The 15,006-nt window shown below is 40.4% G+C and carries 20 protein-coding genes and 1 pseudogene; 19 read left to right on the plus strand and 2 right to left on the minus strand.

Features of this window, described 5'->3' with window-relative positions; translation table 11 throughout:
• Positions 1-119 precede the first annotated feature (119 nt).
• The 4 genes from WS08_RS00935 (at position 120) to WS08_RS00950 (ending at position 2,663) form a co-directional block, all read left to right on the plus strand.
• Positions 120-557, plus strand: coding sequence for a flavodoxin domain-containing protein (locus tag WS08_RS00935; RefSeq protein ID WP_009495517.1), 438 nt, complete (start codon positions 120-122; stop codon positions 555-557).
• An 87-nt stretch (positions 558-644) separates the two neighbouring features.
• A complete protein-coding gene (locus WS08_RS00940) occupies positions 645-1,799 on the plus strand; it encodes a GGDEF domain-containing protein (RefSeq protein ID WP_009495516.1) in 1,155 nt (384 codons plus the stop codon).
• An 18-nt stretch (positions 1,800-1,817) separates the two neighbouring features.
• Positions 1,818-2,234, plus strand: coding sequence for a DUF4231 domain-containing protein (locus WS08_RS00945; protein ID WP_009495514.1), 417 nt, complete (start codon positions 1,818-1,820; stop codon positions 2,232-2,234).
• Positions 2,235-2,405: 171 nt separating this feature from the next.
• Positions 2,406-2,663 carry a hypothetical protein gene (locus tag WS08_RS00950; RefSeq protein WP_009495512.1) on the plus strand — a complete coding sequence of 86 codons (258 nt, stop codon included), beginning with the start codon at positions 2,406-2,408 and terminating at the stop codon, positions 2,661-2,663.
• A gap of 101 nt (positions 2,664-2,764) precedes the next feature.
• Here the strand turns inward: WS08_RS00950 and WS08_RS00955 are convergent, their stop codons facing one another.
• A complete protein-coding gene (locus WS08_RS00955) occupies positions 2,765-3,310 on the minus strand; it encodes an NADPH-dependent FMN reductase (RefSeq protein WP_009495511.1) in 546 nt (181 codons plus the stop codon).
• A gap of 269 nt (positions 3,311-3,579) precedes the next feature.
• Between WS08_RS00955 and rbsK the strand changes: the two genes are divergently transcribed.
• Genes rbsK through WS08_RS00970 form a run of 3 tightly spaced genes read left to right on the plus strand, consistent with a single transcriptional unit; the run spans position 3,580 to position 5,870 of the window.
• On the plus strand, positions 3,580-4,512 hold the full coding sequence (rbsK, locus tag WS08_RS00960) for a ribokinase (RefSeq protein WP_009495509.1): 933 nt from the start codon (positions 3,580-3,582) through the stop codon (positions 4,510-4,512).
• A gap of 10 nt (positions 4,513-4,522) precedes the next feature.
• The gene (rbsD, locus tag WS08_RS00965; protein ID WP_009495506.1) at positions 4,523-4,945 is read left to right on the plus strand and encodes a D-ribose pyranase; all 423 of its coding nucleotides are present in this window, start codon (positions 4,523-4,525) and stop codon (positions 4,943-4,945) included.
• A gap of 16 nt (positions 4,946-4,961) precedes the next feature.
• The gene (locus WS08_RS00970; RefSeq protein ID WP_009495504.1) at positions 4,962-5,870 is read left to right on the plus strand and encodes a GRP family sugar transporter; all 909 of its coding nucleotides are present in this window, start codon (positions 4,962-4,964) and stop codon (positions 5,868-5,870) included.
• Between the two features lie 70 nt (positions 5,871-5,940).
• Here WS08_RS00970 and WS08_RS00975 read toward each other — a convergent pair whose 3' ends face one another.
• Positions 5,941-6,261: a DMT family transporter gene (locus WS08_RS00975; RefSeq protein WP_009495502.1), complete on the minus strand. Its 321-nt coding sequence runs from the start codon at positions 6,259-6,261 to the stop codon at positions 5,941-5,943.
• A gap of 143 nt (positions 6,262-6,404) precedes the next feature.
• On the opposite strand from WS08_RS00975, the gene WS08_RS00980 reads away from it, so the two are divergent.
• From WS08_RS00980 to rpsG, 12 genes and pseudogenes are all read left to right on the plus strand, one after another.
• Positions 6,405-7,436, plus strand: a complete 1,032-nt coding sequence (locus WS08_RS00980) for a mechanosensitive ion channel family protein (RefSeq protein WP_009495499.1) — start codon at positions 6,405-6,407, stop codon at positions 7,434-7,436.
• A 120-nt stretch (positions 7,437-7,556) separates the two neighbouring features.
• Positions 7,557-8,507 (plus strand): GRP family sugar transporter, encoded by a 951-nt coding sequence (locus tag WS08_RS00985; RefSeq protein WP_009495497.1) that lies wholly within the window; start codon positions 7,557-7,559, stop codon positions 8,505-8,507.
• A gap of 147 nt (positions 8,508-8,654) precedes the next feature.
• Positions 8,655-9,998 (plus strand): glucose-6-phosphate isomerase, encoded by a 1,344-nt coding sequence (locus WS08_RS00990; protein WP_009495495.1) that lies wholly within the window; start codon positions 8,655-8,657, stop codon positions 9,996-9,998.
• Positions 9,999-10,140: 142 nt separating this feature from the next.
• The gene (efp, locus tag WS08_RS00995) at positions 10,141-10,707 is read left to right on the plus strand and encodes an elongation factor P (protein WP_009495493.1); all 567 of its coding nucleotides are present in this window, start codon (positions 10,141-10,143) and stop codon (positions 10,705-10,707) included.
• 115 nt (positions 10,708-10,822) lie between these two features.
• Positions 10,823-11,257, plus strand: a complete 435-nt coding sequence (locus WS08_RS01000) for an Asp23/Gls24 family envelope stress response protein (RefSeq protein WP_009495491.1) — start codon at positions 10,823-10,825, stop codon at positions 11,255-11,257.
• Positions 11,257-11,676, plus strand: coding sequence for a transcription antitermination factor NusB (gene nusB / locus WS08_RS01005; RefSeq protein ID WP_009495490.1), 420 nt, complete (start codon positions 11,257-11,259; stop codon positions 11,674-11,676). The genes WS08_RS01000 and nusB overlap by 1 nt, the downstream gene beginning before the upstream one ends.
• Before the next feature lie 129 nt (positions 11,677-11,805).
• Complete coding sequence (infC, locus tag WS08_RS01010) at positions 11,806-12,390, plus strand: translation initiation factor IF-3 (RefSeq protein WP_081580079.1); 585 nt, start codon at positions 11,806-11,808, stop codon at positions 12,388-12,390.
• A gap of 29 nt (positions 12,391-12,419) precedes the next feature.
• Complete coding sequence (rpmI, locus tag WS08_RS01015; RefSeq protein WP_009495487.1) at positions 12,420-12,614, plus strand: 50S ribosomal protein L35; 195 nt, start codon at positions 12,420-12,422, stop codon at positions 12,612-12,614.
• A 58-nt stretch (positions 12,615-12,672) separates the two neighbouring features.
• A pseudogene (gene rplT, locus WS08_RS01020) lies at positions 12,673-13,083 on the plus strand (50S ribosomal protein L20); the annotation flags it as partial.
• 81 nt (positions 13,084-13,164) lie between these two features.
• On the plus strand, positions 13,165-13,242 hold the full coding sequence (locus tag WS08_RS06960) for a HeH/LEM domain-containing protein (RefSeq protein ID WP_265583745.1): 78 nt from the start codon (positions 13,165-13,167) through the stop codon (positions 13,240-13,242).
• 786 nt (positions 13,243-14,028) lie between these two features.
• On the plus strand, positions 14,029-14,442 hold the full coding sequence (rpsL, locus tag WS08_RS01030) for a 30S ribosomal protein S12 (protein WP_009495482.1): 414 nt from the start codon (positions 14,029-14,031) through the stop codon (positions 14,440-14,442).
• A 19-nt stretch (positions 14,443-14,461) separates the two neighbouring features.
• Positions 14,462-14,932, plus strand: a complete 471-nt coding sequence (gene rpsG, locus WS08_RS01035; RefSeq protein WP_009495480.1) for a 30S ribosomal protein S7 — start codon at positions 14,462-14,464, stop codon at positions 14,930-14,932.
• Positions 14,933-15,006: the final 74 nt, after the last annotated feature.

The raw sequence follows: 15,006 nt of genomic DNA on the forward strand, positions 1-15,006 counted from the left end.
AATCGTAATTCATACATATACGAATATCTATCCGAGTAGGTGGATATAGTATCTTGGTTATTAAATAACACCAAGACATAACGAAGTATTATTTTCATAAATAGGGGATGAGTTTAAGCATGCAGATTAAAATTTATTACGTTTCCGTGATGGGAACGAATCGGGTATTAGCGGAAGAAATGGCGGAGTACTTACGTACAGACAATACTGTGACGTTAGATGAAATGAACAATGTCGATATTTTCTCAGTGAATAAAGAAAATACGGATTTGTTGATCTTGGTACCATATACATTTAATTATGGTGAAATTCCATTGGAAGCATTGGATTTTTATGATGATCTGGAAGATGTAACGCTAGAAGGTGTGAAGACTTGGGTTGTGGGGACTGGGGACAGCACATATGGTGGAAGTAGTTTTGCTAAATCAGTGGATATCTTTACAGAACGCTGTGCTGGTAAGGGTGAAATGGCCGCACCAAGTTTGAAACTAGATATGTATCCATGGGCTGACACACGTGCGACAGTACAATCTGCTTTAGATGGCATGACAAAGTAACATATATATTTTAGATAAATAACATATAGGGGTATGTTATACTGATTCTAAAATCAGGAATAGAATTAGAGCTTTGGGGGGCGTGCGGTGTTAGATTTAATAGACGAGATTTTTAGTTTTGGACTAGTGATCTTTTTGATTCTGAGTACTATTTTTTCACTAGTCTTTACAACTAAATTGAGTCAAAAGATTCCAGAGAAAACACGACTGTGGTTAATGTATCCACTATATTTTGGTTTTACATATGTGATTGTGTCTTTGACACACGCAACATTAGGTATTGTGATGCTGACATATGTGCCTGCATTAGTGGCAATCATCTTTGATGATTTTATCGTTGCGGTCGTGGTTTCATTGGTAAAACCAGTGATTACATTGGCGTTTTTGTATTTAGTCTATCCAAATGAGATTCATAATTTGATGATGTCATTTGAAATTAGCTGGTTAACATTGGCTGCGGTGATGATGCTGTTTAGACAATGGGGAAATCATGCTTGGACATATTATGTTGCAGCGATTGTATTAGCCTTGCTGGAAGATGAATTAGGCTTAATTGGGCCTACATTTTCGTTAGGGATTGCAGTGCTCACAATAGCAAGTTACATTGCCGTTGTGTCGTTTATGTTGTACTTAAACAAGCATTTGATTTCGGATGAAGAGGCGTATCTAGCTGAATTGAACATTGATCCATTAACCGGATTATTTAATTTACGAGCATTCAAGGACGATTTGGATACCGTGAATACAACTGTTGATCATGATGAATATCTCTTGTTGATTATGGATTTGGATAAATTTAAAGAATTAAACGATACATTAGGGCATGATGTGGGGAATCATGTTCTGAAGGCTGTTGGGGATAAAACCAATGAACTGTTGGGGATGAATTTTCCGGAAAGTGATTTTAAAGTCTATCGTTTTGGTGGAGAAGAATTAATCTGTGTGATTAAAAATCGTGGTAATATTTGCCGTTTAGCTGCGCAAATTGCACATTTGTTTAATGAATTGAATGAAGAATTAAGCCAATACACACGAGACACGCACGAAATGGGCGTTAGCTTCTCGGCGGGTGTATCTAGTAATGTATGGAATGAATTTGATCATGATGAAACATTTAAGCATGCAGATAATCTGTTATATCAAGCGAAGCGTGCTGGTGGACAACAGATTATTCTAGATGATAAGGCTATTTCATGTGCTGATTGTGATCGTTACAAAACGGGTATTATAACAATAAAATAGAAATTGGGAGAATGAACAATGACAAATACTGCAGAAATGTTTAATAAGTTTGAGACAGGGATTAAGCAAGTAGAAAAGCGCTACAAATTTTACGTGCATCTGAATTCTTGGATTTCAATGTTGAGTATTGTTTTGTCATCAAGTATTCCGATTTTAATTAGTATGGCTGAAAGCCAAGTACATCTGTTGCTGGTTGTTTCCATCTTTTCAGCGCTGATTACATTACTACAAACGTTTAAATCAACATTCAGCCTATCTGATAAGATTCAACGTTTGGGTGTTGTGGTGGCCGAATTAAAGAAAGAACAATTATTGCTAATGACACGTACTGCACCGTATACAGGTACGGATGAAGAGAATATGCACCACTTTGTGACTAAGATTTCTGATAATGCAGAAGAATTTATTCAACACTTAGAAGCAGATAATAATTAACAACAGAACAGATATTAATATATATTCTCTTATGTATATATATTAATATCTGTTTTTAATTTTTGCATATATGGACAGAATTGAAAAATGACACCGTGTCATTTTTTGTGATTGATTGAACTATGTGATATAGTGAATGCGTTTCATATGAAAAAAAAGGGGGATGAAGATATGGCAATGTTTCTACATATTTTTATTGGATTAGTGGCATTTATCGGGGCAGGTGTTATGAGCATTAGCTTCAAAGGTAACATGCAATCACTTAACGCAGTGCAAAAGTGGTCATTGATCGCAACAGTTAGCGCTATTGGCGTTACTGCAGTGTTTGGTTTCTACATGGCAGCTGGGCCAATGGGCGCAGTTTTGTCAGCAGCACTTCTAGCAGTGTTTGAATACGAATGTTTCTTTAAAGTTCGTCAAGCTGCGTAATAGTATATAAAAAAAGCGTAACCGTTATGGTTACGCTTTTTTATTTTAAATATAGAATTGATATCCCGATTAATGACGTGAGGTGGTCATTAATGCGTGAATTACTTGTTCTTTTGAACAAAGGCATCAAAGTCTGCAGCAACACCGGCAAGGAATGATGCAGTTCCTTCGTTTGTGATTTCACCGTTTTCGTTAGCTAGTTCAGGTGTGTTTCCGATGTATAGTTCAGGTTGTTGCATGATGTTCATGTCCAAGAAACCAAGTGTTTGCTTCAATGAGTGGTTTGCAAGTGCACCACCAAGACCGGCGATTGATTGTGAAGCAGGCAATACTGGCTTACCAGCCCAAACATTTTCTCCCCAAGGACGTGAAGCAATGTCCAAAGCATTCTTCAATGCAGCAGGAACATTACGGTTGTGTTCAGGTGTTGCGATGATGAATGCATCTTGTGCAGCAACTGTTTCACGGAATTCAACATAGCTCTTAGGTGAGTCCATGTCGTAGTCTTGGTCGTAAAGTGGTAGATCACGGATAGGTAGGAAAGTAACTTCAGCATCAGCAGGCAATCCTGCAACCAAAGCACGTGCTACACCTTCTGAAAATGAACCCTTACGTAGTGAACCTACAAGTACGCCATATTTAGTCATAATAATATCCTCTTATCTCTATTTGTTTTTTTGTTTTAATTACTAAAAGTAAGTATATTGGAACGGACGATAGAATTCAACCCCTGAAAACAAAAAAATAAAAAACTTTTTATAGCTGTAAGTGCTGTTAAATTAAAAAAAGTGAAAAAATATAAAAAGGAAAGCGTTTGCAATTTAAAAAATTAGTGATAGACTATGTCTTGTAAGTTAGTTAAACGTTTAACCATTTTGTAGTATATTCACAGTAAGGACAAATGAGGAGTCTAATAATGGCAAAGACAGTTTCAGTTTTTGGATCAACGAACATTGATAAGGTAGTTCCAGTTGTACGCTTTGGGAATAGCGGTGAAACATTACACACGCCAAATCCTATGGTTGAAGCAATGGGTGGTAAGGGATTGAATCAAGGTGTTGCAGCTGCACGTTCTGGTGCAAAGACACACATGATTACAAAAGTTGGCCAAGAATTCGACGTTTCAAAGAACATGAATGTTGAAAACTTGGAAACAGAACATGTAATGCGTTCAGAAACAGCAGAAACTGGACAAGCATATATTACTGTATCTTCAGAAACTGGAGATAACATTATCTACATTTACGGTGGCGCTAACGCTGACATTAAGCCAGACGAATTGCATGATCATGCTGATGCTATTGCAGAATCAGATTTCTTGATTGCACAATTAGAAACACCAATGGAAACAGTTATTGAAGCCTTCAAGATCGCACGTGAAAAAGGGGTTAAGACAATTTTGAACCCTGCACCAATGCCAGAAGTAGGTGGACTGCCTGCTGAATTGTTGAACTTAACAGATATCATCGTGCCAAATGAACATGAAACATTCTTGTTGACTGGTATTGAAGTGACTGATGAACACTCAATGATTCACAACGCTGCTTATTACTTCGAACGTGGTATTGATACTGTGATCATTACAATCGGATCAGCGGGATCATTCTACATGCGTGATAACGGAGCGCAAGGAATCGTGCCAGCCTTTAAGGTTGCTGCAGTAGATACAACTGCTGCAGGAGACACATTCATTGGGGCGGTGGCATCACGTTTGGATACAGATCTAGGCAACTTGGCTGAAGCAATGCGCTTTGGATCAGCTGCGTCATCAATCACTGTGTCACGTCCAGGTGCACAACCAAGTATTCCAACTGAAGCTGAAGTACTTGAAAAGCTAGCAAACAACTAAGGAGAACAACATGCGTAAGACAAATCTATTAAACACAGAATTATCAAATGCTATTTCAGAAATTGGGCACACACAATGGCTAACAATTGGTGACGCCGGATTGCCTATTTTGAATGATGGTCGCAAGATTGACCTATCTGTTATTCGTGGATTGCCAAGCTTCATTGATGTTTTGGCAGCAACACTATCTGAAATGAAGGTCCAAAAGGTTTACCTTGCGGAAGAAATTAAGACTGAAAACCCAGAACAATTAGCAGCGATTGAAGCCTTGTTGGATGACGATGTTGTCATCGCTTGGGTTAACCATGACGATTTGAAGGCAATGAGCCGTGATGAAAACAATATTGCGACTGTACGTACAGGTGAAGTAACACCGTACTCAAACATTGTGTTGGAATCAAACGTTGACTTCCTTGGAGAAGCCGTTAAATAAATATTGGAGATAGATAATGAACATAGTGGGATTACTATTTGCGGGATTAGCGATTATCGGTTGGGGGGCTTACCCCACGTTAGTTTCTAAGATTGGTGGATCACCAATTCAAGCAATCTTTGGGGCTACTTGGGGAACATTGTTGGTTGCGATTGTCTTGGCATTAAGCTGTGGACTAGCAATGCCAACTGGAGCTAACTTTTGGCTAGCGCTTGTGTCTGGGGCGGCATGGGCATTCGGTAATGTGTTGACGATTCAAGCATTCCGTTTACGTGATGATGAAGGGAATGAACTAGGTTCAGCGAAAGCGATGCCGATTTCAACGGCCTTTCAAATTACAGCCAATGTGCTTTGGGGTGTGATTATGCTAGGTAACTGGCCATCAACAACATCACGTGCAATCGGTGCAGTTGCGGTTATCGCGGTGCTTATTGGGGCTTATCTAACCACATACCAACAACATAAGACGCAAGGGAACAAGGGATTGCTATTGAAGGCAATGGGTGTTCTATTGATTGCGCAAGTTGGATACTCATTGTACGGAATTTTGCCACAATATACACAAAATACCGATGGGCTACACTTGTTCTTGCCACAAGCAATTGGTATGGCGTTGTTTGGACTAGCATTAGGATTGTTTGAGACAATGAAGAACAACGACAATATCTTTGCAAAGAAGCAAACATACTTGCAACTAATCTCAGGATTGTTCTTCGCTATGGCAGCTTTGGGATACCTAGTGTCTGCACAACCAGCTATGCTTGGATTAGCAACTGGATTCGTGTTGTCACAAGTATCAATTGTATTCGCGACTGTTTCAGGAATTTTGGTAATGGGCGTTTACAAGACAAAGAAGGAATGGCTAGTTATTGGTGCTGGATTGCTTATGATTGTGGTAGGTGCCTCAATTACAGCGTTCCTATAAATTTCAAATAATACTATTTATTATAGTAAGAAAAAAGGACATGCACATGTGCATGTCCTTTTTCTATTGATTAATGCCCACTGGTCATTTTAATACCAAGGATACTAATTAGTAGTAATCCAATGAAAAGCCAAGTCATTGGGGCAATGTTATCACCGAAGTAAATATATCCAACGATAACAGCTCCAACAGCGCCGATTCCTGTCCAAATTGGATAAGCGGTACTTAAAGGGAGTGTTTTTGTTGCTTGAGATAGCAACCAAAAACTCAATCCCATCCCAACGATTGTCAAAGCGGTATAGTTCAATTTTGAAAAGCCATCACTTAGTTTTAATGTGGTAGCCCAAACAACTTCAAATACCCCTGCGAATGTTAAATAAATCCATGCCATGTTAATTGCCTCCCATAGCTTAAATATCTTACGGCAATGGCGTAAGTATGACCAATTTAAGCACACTAAGGAACAGAGGGCAAGTGCGTTGTTGCTTGAATAAGGTATAATAGTAAGAATAATAAATTTGGAAGGTCAAATGCATGCAAAATGTGGTAATGAATTGGATTGAAGAGAACATGATGTTTGTGAGTGGTATTGAAGCCATTAGCATCATTATTGGTGGGTGGTTTTTAGGGAAGTATGTTGTTCGTTGGGTGTATCGCGCAGTTTTGAACCGTCTAGATGAGAAGCGCATGGTGGCTAAACTTCTGACGGCTTTAATTGTACCGACATCATGGTTGATCTATTTGACGAGTTTTTGGATAGCAGCCTATACATTGCAATTGCCAAAGGGCGTTATGGTGATTATTGGTAAGCTTGCTATTACGATTCTAGCGATTTTGATTGGTGTGACATTTTATCGTGTGGTGCCAGCGCTATTTGGTGCAGTCAACAAGGTGGGAAACCATTTAGATGTTGATATTGATGAATTGGTATCACCTTTTATGACGCATATTCTACAAGCCACAGTTGTGATTATTGATTTCTTCGTTGTTTTTGCGATTTGGGGTATTAATGTTGGGGCGTTATTTACAGGAGTTGGTCTAGCTGGTCTAGCTGTATCGATGGCCGCACAAGATCAAATTCGTAACTTGTTAGGTGGGGTTGTTATTATCACTGAAAAGCCGTTTACCATTGGCGATAAAATTCAATCACCATCTGTTCTAGGTGTTGTTGAAGATATTACATTCCGATCAACGCGTTTGCGAACACCAAACGGTGATTTACAAGTTGTGCCGAATGCAACATTGTCTAATGAGCCGATTGAAAACTTGTCGCGTGTTGACGTGCCGCATGTTACATTACATTTCTTATTGAAAAACGACACAACTAAGCCTCAAATTGATAAATTGTTCACGTCAATTTTATCTTTCTTGCGTGAAGATGACCGCTTTATGGCTAAGCATATGGAATATGATGTGAGTGTTTCTGAGATTACATCAGAGGGAATTAAGATTTCAGTTAATGGGCCTTTGTCAGAAATAGGTGCTAATAACGTTGGTAAGACAAAAAATGATTTAAATATTGCAATTTTGAACCTTGTTGAGACGCAAGGATTGCACTTTGCTTAAATTGTTTTTGCAATCGTTTTCTTTTTGCTTGTGTAAACGTTTTCGCTATGTTATGATTTTTAGCATTGAAACAAACGAGTAGATGCCTAGTCTGCTTAAAGGAAAGAGGAGAATACACATATGTCAATTTTGATTGCGCTGATTCCGGCTTTGGCTTGGGGATCAATTGGAATTGTTACAACTAAGATGGGTGGAACTGCCGCCCAAGGAACATTGGGGATGACTTTTGGAGCATTGCTATTTGCTCTTGCAACATTCTTCGGATTTGTTCTACCAACATACGGTCTTGAATTTGCGATGAACCCTCGCATCTGGACTGTTGGATTTATTTCTGGAATGGCCTGGGCTGTGGGTACAGCTGGTCAATTCGTTGCCTTTAAGAAGTTGGGTGTGTCTGTTGGTAACCCACTTTCAACAGCTGGTCAAATCGTGATGAACGCTTTGCTTGCTGCTTCATTGTTGGGTGAATGGACTTCACCTAAGATGTGGTTGTTTGGATTGATCGCGATTGTTGCGATTGCTGGTGGAGCCGTATTGACTGCCTTGCCAGACCCAGACACAAAGTCAGATGATGCGCAAGAAACACAATGGGCAAGTGGTGGAATTGCTTTGATTCTATCAACAATCGGTTACATGATGTACTTCATCGTGCCAAACCTATTGCGTAGTGTTGGCTTCATTACTGAAGACATCGCAGGTTCAGGATTGGCTTACATGACTGGTATCGTTGGACCACAAGCTATTGGACAAGTATTGGGTGCCTTCATCGTTGTTATTTTCTTCATGAAGGAAGGAAAGACAATGTTCGAAATTGGAACATGGCGTAACATGGTTACTGGACTTGTTTGGGGAATCGGAAACTTGTTCATGTTCATCTCAGCTGTTAACCCTGAAGTTGGGCAAGCAACTGCCGCAACATTCTCACAACTTGGTGTGATTGTTGGAACATTCGGTGGAATTTACATTCTTGGTGAAAAGAAGACAAAGCGTCAAATGGGAATGATTGTTATCGGAACAATCTTGATCGTTGTGGGTGCTATTGTGATTTCTAACTTGGGAATGTTCAAGTAAAACTGCATTAAATCAGCATTTAGAGAGACTCCTGCCAAATTGGCGGGAGTTTTTTTATACAAAAATAACGAAAACGTTTTCCACTGAAAAATATTCGTGCTATAATCGGTATATACCAATTTTAAGAACTCAAGGAGAATTATCATCATGGCAACACTTAAATTTGATGCAACAAAGTTAGCACCCTTCGTTCGTGAAGAAGAGTTGGACTTGATTCAACCTTTGGTCACTGTGGCTGACCAATCATTGCGTAATGGAACTGGCGCAGGTTCAGACTACCTAGGGTGGATTGACTTGCCTGTAAACTACGACAAGGATGAATTTGCTCGTATTAAGCAAGCAGCACAAAAAATCAAGGAAGATTCTGAAGTTCTGGTTGTTATCGGAATTGGTGGATCATACCTTGGTGCCCGTGCCGTGAATGACTTTTTGAGCGATTACTTTGAAAACTCTTACGACAATGCTGACCGTACAGTGCCGCAAGTTGTTTTCGCTGGAAACTCAATCTCACCACAATACTTGAACTCATTGGTTCGTATGATTGGTGACCGTAGCTTCTCAATTAACGTTATTTCTAAGTCAGGAACTACAACAGAACCTGCTATTGCATTCCGTGTATTCAAGGAATTGCTTGAAAAGAAGTATGGTGAAGAAGAAGCACGTAAGCGTATCTACGCAACAACTGACGCCCAAAAGGGTGCGTTGAAGACAATGGCCGATGAAGAAGGATACGAAGAATTCGTTGTTCCGGACAGCATCGGTGGTCGTTTCTCAGTATTGACTGCTGTTGGACTATTGCCAATCGCAGCAGCTGGTCACGATATTGACGCTTTGATGGCTGGTGCCGCTCAAGCGCGTGAAGACTTCCAAAACCCAGATGTTAAGCAAAACGATGCTTACGCATACGCTGCTTACCGTAACATCTTGTACCGTAAGGGATACACAACAGAATTGTTGATCAATTACGAACCAACATTGCAACAATTTGCAGAATGGTGGAAGCAATTGCAAGGTGAATCAGAAGGTAAGGATGGTAAGGGAATCTTCCCAGCATCAGGAAACTTCTCAACTGACTTGCACTCATTTGGACAATACATCCAAGATGGACGTCGTAACTTGTTCGAAACTTTGATCCGTGTTTCTGAAGTTAAGGAAGATGTTGTTATCCCTGCTTCAGACGCAGATGATGGATTGTCATACCTAGAAGGTAAGACAATGGGATTCGTTAACCGTATGGCATCAGAAGGAACATTGTTGGCCCACGTTGATGGTGGTGTGCCTAACATGGTTGTTGAACTTGACGAACAAAACGAATTCGCCTTGGGATACATGATTTACTTCTTCGAAATTGCGGTTGGAATTTCAGGTTACTTGAACGGGGTTAACCCATTTGACCAACCTGGTGTTGAAGCCTACAAGAAGAACATGTTTGCATTGCTAGGAAAGCCTGGTTTCGAAGAAATCACAGCTGAATTGCGTGCACGTTTGTAATCTTAAATGAAATGTTTCTACTATATGTATGGTAGAAACATTTTTTATTTGTCAAAAAAATAATGACTAATTGGGTAGTTTTTACTGCCGAAAACTGGTAACATAATGCAGAAAGAATAAACAAATTTAGGAGATCTCAATCATGGCAACTATTGGTATGAATGATTTGAAGACTGGCTTGACAATTTTGTATAACAACTCAATTTGGCGTGTTTTGGAATTCCAACACGTTAAGCCAGGTAAGGGAGCTGCCTTTGTGCGCTCAAAGTTGAAGAACTTGCGTTCTGGAGCCGTTAACGAAGTGACTTTCCGTCCAGGAGATAAGTTCGAAACTGCTGCAATTATCAGTGAAGACATGCAATACTTGTACGCCGAAGGTGACGCACACGTATTCATGAACACTGAAACTTACGACCAATTCTCAATCCCAGAAGACCAAATTAAGGATGCTTTGAAGTTCATGTTGGAAAACATGGTCGTTAAGGTTACTTCTTACGAAGGTGAAATCTTGGATGTTGAAGTTCCAAAGACAGTTGAATTGACTGTTGCTGAAACACAACCAGGAATTAAGGGTGCGACTGCCAACGGTGGTGGAAAGCCAGCAACAATGGAAACTGGTGTTACAGTTACTGTTCCTGACTTCATCAACATTGGTGACAAGTTGATCATTAACACTGATGATGGTGGATCATACTCATCACGTGCCTAATTAGAATTTTGTCTGATTTTATGGCATAATAGAATCAAACAACTGTTCAATAAGGATGTCATAAAGTGCCGACCGGTTGCCGGCCGGCGCTTTTGTGTTAAAGAAGGAGAGTTCTATGGCTGAAGAAACCATTGTATTACACCAAGTAGATGAAACGAATGGCTCAACACAAGTGAATGTGCGTGTGATTGACATTATTGCTAGCTTAGCGGCGCAAGAAGTTGACGGAGTCGCTAGTTTGCGTGGTTCAATGTCTGAACGAGCTCAAGAAGCTTTAGGGCGACGTGTTCAAGGGAAGGGTGTTGAGTTAACACAAACTGAAGATGGTTTGGTTATCGACGTCTACGTTCTATTGCAATACGGCGTTAACGTTCCTAAGGTTGGGCAAGCTGTCCAAGAACGTGTACAAACACAAATTTCTGCGATGACTGAAGTGGAAGTTGCGACTGTTAATGTTTATGTTGAGGGGATGATTTCTCCTAAGACAGATTCATTGATTGATCCTAACAACCTTTTCGGAGAAGTCGTTGAAGAGGAGACCAAAGATTAATGCATGAATTGAATCGACACCAACAACGTCAAATTGCGTTTCAAACGCTATTTGGACTTATGATGAATCCAGAAGCAGAAGCAGAAGTAATTGTTCAACAAGTGTTGGATGGTGACCCTGAAACTGTTTGGGAAAACGACTTGCCTGTTGATGTGTTGGCTTTGGTTAACGGTGTTCGTGAAAACGATGCTAGCCTAAGTTTGCAAATCGCAGATAACTTGGCAAGTGGCTGGACTATTGACCGTTTGAACAAGACGGACTTAGTTTTGATGCAACTAGCTTTGTATGAAGCGCAAGAAACAGATACACCTAATAACGTAGCTATTAATGAAGCCTTGCAACTAGCGCATGAATTTACAGATGAAAAGTCTCGTAAGTACATCAACGCAGTTTTGAATAAGGTGTTGACAGAGAATTAATAATTCTCTATAATAATCTATTGTTAAGGAATAAAGTAATGGCGCCCGCTATTCACCTTGTTGAGAATGCTCAACGGGTTAATCACTTGATACATTATCTAATGATGTTGACTAGCGGGTTGTCGTGTAATGCGGCAAGCCGCTTTTATTATATTTCAAGTTTTTCTGGAGGTAAGGATCATAGCAAACGCACGCCAACCGCAACAACCACAAGACCTAATCAATGACCGCATTCGCGCACGTGAAGTTCGTTTGATTACCGATGATGGTGATCAAGGAGTCATGTCTAAGAATGATGCCCAACGCATTGCTGACGAAGCTGAGTTGGACTTGGTATTGGTGCAAGCAACCGCTAAGCCACCAGTAGCAAAGATTATGGACTATGGGAAGTTCAAGTTTGATTCACAAAAGAAGCAACGCGAACAACGCAAAAACCAAAAAGTCGTTAGTGTGAAGGAAATCCGCTTGAGCCCAACGATTGATGACAATGACTTTAACACTAAGAAGAAAGCTGCTATTAAGTTTTTGGAAAAGGGTAACAAGGTCAAGGTTTCAATTCGTTTCCGTGGACGTGCTATCACGCACAAGGAAATCGGGCGTGAAGTCATGGATAAGCTTGCTAACGAACTAGCTGAAGTCGCTAAGGTTGAAGCTAGAGCCAAGATGGAAGGGCGCAGCATGTTTATGGTGCTTGCACCCAAAGAAGCGAAGTAATTTAATTTTCAGTACGAAGGGGAAGAATTATGCCAAAGTTTAAGACACACCGTGCCTCAGCCAAGCGTTTCAAGAAGACTGCCAAGGGTGGTTTGAAGTCAGCGAACGCGTTTACGTCACACCGTTTCCACGGTAAGACTAAGAAGCAACGTCGTCAATTGCGTGGAACTTCAATGATGAACCACACTACGTTGAAGAACTACATCAGCATGTTGGGTCGTTAATTTTAACGATTACTAATTAAAGCAATTACACACAAAGAATTACTGGAGGAAATTATCCATGCGAGTTAAAGGTGGAACTGTGACGCGTGCACGTCGCAAGAAGATGATCAAGTTGGCCAAGGGTTACCGTGGTCAACGTAGCATTAACTACAAGGTTGCTAAGCAACAAGTTTGGAAGGGTTGGTCATACGCCTTCCGTGACCGTAAGAACACAAAGCGTAACTTCCGTAAGCTATGGATTGCACGTATTAACGCTGCAGCCCGTATGAACGGTTTGTCATACTCACGCTTTATGAACGGTTTGTCATTGATGGGTTCAACTTTGAACCGTAAGATGTTGGCTGACTTGGCTATCTCAGACCCTAAGGCATTTGCTGGTCTTGCAGAACAAGCTAAGAAGGCTTTGGCTGATAACGGACAACATGTTCCTTCAATCACGCCTGCAACTATCGAAACTGAAATCCAAATCGCAACAGAAGCTGCTGCTCCTGCTGCTAAGGAAGCTGCTGCTCCTGCTGGAAAGCCAACTGCAAAGAACACTGTTGCAGAAATCAAGGACTACTTGAAGGCTAACAACATCGAATTCGCAGCATCAGCTAAGAAGGCTGACTTGCTAGAATTGGTTTAATTTAGTTTATAAGAAACGATCTAACAGAAATGTTGGGTCGTTTTTTTGTATGTAATCACTACTTCTTAAAAATTGCTCGTAATAATCATTTCGTTAGAGGTGATTACTTGATGGTGGCAAGAATAAGCAGCCAACTGCAAGCTAAAGCAGGGACGAAAGGGAGCGTCTGTGGATGTTTGGGTGTTGTGAATTGTAAACATAATTGTAAAACACACGCAATTAGGAGCCAAAATAGCCACTTTTCGGGTGTTAACAAGGTATAACCAAGCCATAAAATATCTATGTCACCATGGCCAATGAATTTTTCTTTGAATATGTGGTTGATATATAAACACATAACGTATATCAGGATCATAATCGTATTTTGGGGATGAAATAAGCAAATTAATGTAAAAATGCTGCTTAAATGAATGAAATTAAACGTTTTTGTGTACCAATCTTCAATTGCGGTGCGGCATAAAAGTAGTAAAAACAGAAAATTTAGCATGAATTTCTCCGATCTTGAATACCTATAAAGCGTTGTTCTCATGCTATTTTGACAAATGACACGCCCGGAATTGTGGGCAAACTAAATGGCTTTAAATAGGCTTTTTTATCAAAAAAGTGTTGCAAGTATTCCGCAGAAATGATATATTATTATTTGTGCTTTGAGTGAGCGGGTATTCGTAGTGATACGATGTGCTGAACTCTTTAGCGAAAAGTACCAATTCTTCTACATTATTAAGCGACACGCCTGGTAATGTGGACTAAACACTATAGAAAAAATCTGAAAGGGGACTCTTAGACATGCCTACAATTAACCAATTGGTTCGTAAGCCTCGTAAGTCAAAGAGCACGAAGTCAAACTCTCCAGCTTTGAACTTCGGTTACAACTCACAAAAGAAGAAGATGACGCGTGTTGACTCACCACAAAAGCGTGGTGTTGCTACTCGTGTCGGAACTATGACACCAAAGAAGCCTAACTCAGCTTTGCGTAAGTACGCCCGTGTGCGTCTTTCAAACTTGATTGAAGTTACGGCTTACATTCCTGGTATCGGTCACAACCTTCAAGAACACTCAGTTGTCTTGATCCGTGGTGGTCGTGTTAAGGACTTGCCTGGTGTGCGTTATCACATCATCCGTGGTGCTTTGGATACTGCCGGTGTAGATGGTCGTATGACATCTCGCTCAAAGTATGGAACTAAGCGCCCAAAGAAGTAAAAATAGGGGGACATAAATAATGCCACGTAAAGGTTACACTAAGCAGGCTGAAGTCTTGCCTGATCCAATTTACAACTCAAAGCTAGTTTCACGTTTGATCAACCGTTTGATGCTTGATGGAAAGCGCGGAACTGCTTCAACAATCTTGTACGATGCCTTTGACATCATCAAGGAACAAACTGGTCAAGAACCATTGGCTGTGTTTGAAGAAGCTATGAACAACATCATGCCTGTCTTGGAAGTTAAGGCTCGCCGTATCGGTGGATCTAACTACCAAGTGCCAGTTGAAGTTCGCCCAGAACGTCGTGTGACGTTGGGACTTCGTTGGTTGGTACAATACGCTCGTTCACGTGGAGAACACACGATGGACCAACGTTTGGCCAAGGAAATCATGGATGCTGCTAACGATACTGGTGCATCTGTTAAGAAGCGTGAAGACACGCACAAGATGGCTGAAGCCAACCGTGCCTTCGCACACTACCGTTGGTAAGATAAAGAAATTTTGGCTACAGTCATTTTGGCAGTAGCCATTTTTCTGTATTATGCGGTATAATAATATATATA

It is taken from the genome of Weissella tructae, assembly GCF_000732905.1.
GTDB lineage: Bacteria > Bacillota > Bacilli > Lactobacillales > Lactobacillaceae > Weissella > Weissella tructae.